Genomic DNA, 3,257 nt, shown 5'->3' on the forward strand with positions numbered 1-3,257 from the left:
ATTTTATTAAAAACAACGATTATTGATTTTATTATTTATTCAATTCTTCTCTTTTTAGCTTATTTTGGCATAGAAGACGGATTTTGAGACGGATAATATACAGCTCAAAATTTTGTTAAATAGTCTGCTTTACGATAAAGCAGACATTGTGTTCTCTATTTTTTCTTATTAAGCATCGATTTTAAATCAGCAAAAGGGTTATAAGTGGCTGCACCTATATCATCTTGTGCATCTTCACCAGCGATAACCGTTGTGCCATATTGGTCTGCTTCTGTGTATTTTGAATGTTCATGATCATGGCAAAACAGACACAATAATTCCCAGTTACTACCATCTTCTGGGTTATTGGTGTGGTCGTGATCAATATGATGAACGGTGAGTTCACGTAAGTTCGAGTAGACAAATTCACGCGCACAACGTCCACACACCCATGGATAGATTTTCAGTGCTTTTTCACGGTAGCCACTTTCCAACCGTGCATAGTTTTTTGGGATCAGAGCCATTGTTAGTATTACCTGTTATAAGCGAAAGTTTGATAATAGTTTTTCCAATATACTCTGAATGCACGGATAGGTTCAAATCTCACAAGGTCTATTTCCTCTCTTAACTGACTCATCTTACAATCTAATGCACTCTTGGAAATTACAGGTATAATTTCAAAAGTGATTGAGCAAATTTAGGCATAACAATGGCAAAACTTACCTTACAAGAGCAAATGTTAAAAGCTGGGCTTGTGACCAGTAAAAAAATGGCAAAAGTCCAAAGAACAGCAAAAAAATCACGCGTTCAAGCGCGAGAAGCAAGAGAAGCCGTAGAAGAAAATAAAAAAGCGCAGCTTGAGCGAGATAAACGGCTTAGTGAGCAACAAAAACAAGCCACTTTATCTAAAGAATATAAAGCGCAAGTTAAGCAACTTATTGAAATGAATAAAATTACGCCATCAAAAGGCGATATTGACTTTAACTTCACTGACAATAATGTGATTAAAAATATTGTGGTGGATAAACTGACGCAATCTCAATTGATTAGTGGACGACTCGCCATTGCGCGTCTGGATAACGCAGATAAAACGGAATACGCAATTATTCCTGCCAGTGTCGCGGATAAAATTACCCAACGAGATGTGGACTGTATCTTGTTAAATAACGCACTTAGCGAAACAGAACAAGATGAAGACGATCCTTATGCTGATTTTAAAATTCCAGATGATTTGATGTGGTGATGAGCAAAGTGGTTTATAAGCATAGTCTGTATACGCATTGTGCTTTATACTGCGTCTGGACATTTTTGTAGATAAACGATTAAGTAGGCGATAATGGCAATGAACGGAATAATCACAAAGTGGTTTGAAGATAAAGGTTTTGGATTTATTAAAGATGAAAACGGTGATAACCGTTATTTTCATGTGATTAAAGTTGCCAACCCTGCTTTGATAAAGACAGATGCCAATGTCACGTTTGAACCAACCACAAATACGAAAGGCTTGTCTGCTTACGCAGTGAAAGTGATCCCAGACAGTAAATACGTTTATATTGCAGGTGAGCGAGTTAAACTAGCATCCATTAAGTCATTTCGAATTTATAGTGAAGAGATATCTGCAGATACGCATATCAATAAAGAAAATACGGTACTTTCTGTTGGTACCTTAATGAATAGCATCAGACCAAAATCAGCGGATGGCGCGAATAACATGCGCACGTTGAGAAAGCTTGCGATCACCACTATGCACGGAACAGAAATCATTTTTACTGAAGATGAGCTCGATATCGATGAAACAATAAAGGCACTTAAACTGTAAATATCGATAGCTAAAACGGGCTCTCACTGCACGCTTTTATGGGTGTTTGGCTAATGGGGTGGACAAAATGAAGTTCACTCGCATGAAGCATAAGTCGCGGAGTCCGTTCTGTTCCTTTCCTTTCTTCAATTAAACCTTCGTTGCCTCCGCCATATAAATCACAACCTAAAATAGGATGCCCTATAAACTGGCTGTGAATGCGAAGTTGGTGTGTCCTTCCTGTTTCAGGCATAAATTGTACCCGCGTTAGAGGCAATAATGTTCCATCTTCTAACGTCTGATAAAAACGCGCAATAACACGATAACGAGAGCGTGCAGGTTTGCCATTAGTGGGGCAAATCGACATGCGTGGAAACAGAGATGGATCTTTTGCAATCGGCGCATCGATAATTCCTTCATTCTCATCTAAATGCCCGCACAGTAGTGCGTTGTATACTTTGGTTACTCTGCGTAGACTAAATTGTTGACACAAAAGCGCGTTGATTGCTTTATTGCGCGCCACAACCATCACACCAGAAGTACCAAAATCAAGGCGATGAACAAGAGTACAGTCTGGAAATAGCTTCACTAATCGATAATGTACCGAGTCGATGTTTTGTGGATTTTTTCCTGATAAGCTCAATAGTCCAGTTGGTTTATTGATAAGTACTAAATGCTCATCTTGATAAAGGATCTCGATTTCATCATGGCAAGGTGGAGCAATAAAAGTATCAATAATCGTAGACATCAGCTTATCCGCAAAAAAGAAGGAAGTGGATGATAGCGAATTTTAGGCTAACAGGCGAATGTAGAGATATACTCTTACTCATTTGAATACGACGAGTATAAACGTTAATCCTTGGGGACAACTTATGAACAATGACATTCATTTTAAATATTATGATATGGTCGAAGAGTATGCGATGGAATCGATAGAGCCTGTTGCTGAAGCAGAAGAAGATGCACTTGCTCTCTACTTCCAGTTATTACTTACACGATTAATGAATAACGAAGAAATTAGCGAAAACGCACAGCAAGAGATGGCAAAAGAAGCGGGTATTGATAAAAAACGCATTGATGATATCGCCATGTTTCTTAATCGCTGGGGTAACGAATAATACGTATTGGGCTCATAAAAAATGAGCTCATTATTATCCTAATTCACAAAATAATACTCTGCTCCTATATAACTGTATGATTTAACGTATACTCGTTATGCACTTTAATTTCATATAAACTCGCAGAAAGAACAGAACTGCTTTTTATGTTTGCTGTTTTCATCAGATGTTTTAGATTAATTTATTAGGTGAGATATGCTGGATTTTTTAAAAAATTATGACAATTTAACGATCAGCGAAAAGAAAGTATTAAAGTATCTCACCGATAATATTGCGGATATTCCGTATTTAAATATTAATGATCTAGTCGCCAAAACCTTTTGTATCAAAAACGGTTATCATTAATTTATCGCAAAAATTAG

5 protein-coding genes and 1 pseudogene are annotated in these 3,257 nt (G+C 37.3%); 4 read left to right on the forward strand and 2 right to left on the reverse strand.

Translation table 11 applies throughout. From position 1 onward, the window contains the following. Nucleotides 1–155: 155 nt before the first annotated feature. Nucleotides 156–503, reverse strand: a complete 348-nt coding sequence (gene yajD, locus BHE89_RS13080; RefSeq protein ID WP_069369463.1) for an HNH nuclease YajD — start codon at nucleotides 501–503, stop codon at nucleotides 156–158. Between the two features lie 185 nt (nucleotides 504–688). Between yajD and BHE89_RS13085 the strand changes: the two genes are divergently transcribed. Beyond that, entirely contained in the window at nucleotides 689–1,222 is a 534-nt protein-coding gene (locus BHE89_RS13085; RefSeq protein ID WP_069369464.1) for a DUF2058 domain-containing protein, read from the forward strand. 93 nt (nucleotides 1,223–1,315) lie between these two features. Continuing rightward, a complete protein-coding gene (locus BHE89_RS13090) occupies nucleotides 1,316–1,798 on the forward strand; it encodes a cold-shock protein (protein WP_069369465.1) in 483 nt (160 codons plus the stop codon). A gap of 10 nt (nucleotides 1,799–1,808) precedes the next feature. Here BHE89_RS13090 and BHE89_RS13095 read toward each other — a convergent pair whose 3' ends face one another. After that, on the reverse strand, nucleotides 1,809–2,525 hold the full coding sequence (locus BHE89_RS13095) for an RluA family pseudouridine synthase (RefSeq protein WP_069369466.1): 717 nt from the start codon (nucleotides 2,523–2,525) through the stop codon (nucleotides 1,809–1,811). Between the two features lie 124 nt (nucleotides 2,526–2,649). On the opposite strand from BHE89_RS13095, the gene BHE89_RS13100 reads away from it, so the two are divergent. Then, nucleotides 2,650–2,895 carry a DUF2543 family protein gene (locus BHE89_RS13100; protein ID WP_036914285.1) on the forward strand — a complete coding sequence of 82 codons (246 nt, stop codon included), beginning with the start codon at nucleotides 2,650–2,652 and terminating at the stop codon, nucleotides 2,893–2,895. A 195-nt stretch (nucleotides 2,896–3,090) separates the two neighbouring features. Beyond that, nucleotides 3,091–3,257: pseudogene (locus BHE89_RS27080) on the forward strand (MurR/RpiR family transcriptional regulator); the annotation flags it as partial.

Source organism: Shigella sp. FC1967 (assembly GCF_001743005.1).
Classification (GTDB): domain Bacteria; phylum Pseudomonadota; class Gammaproteobacteria; order Enterobacterales; family Enterobacteriaceae; genus Proteus.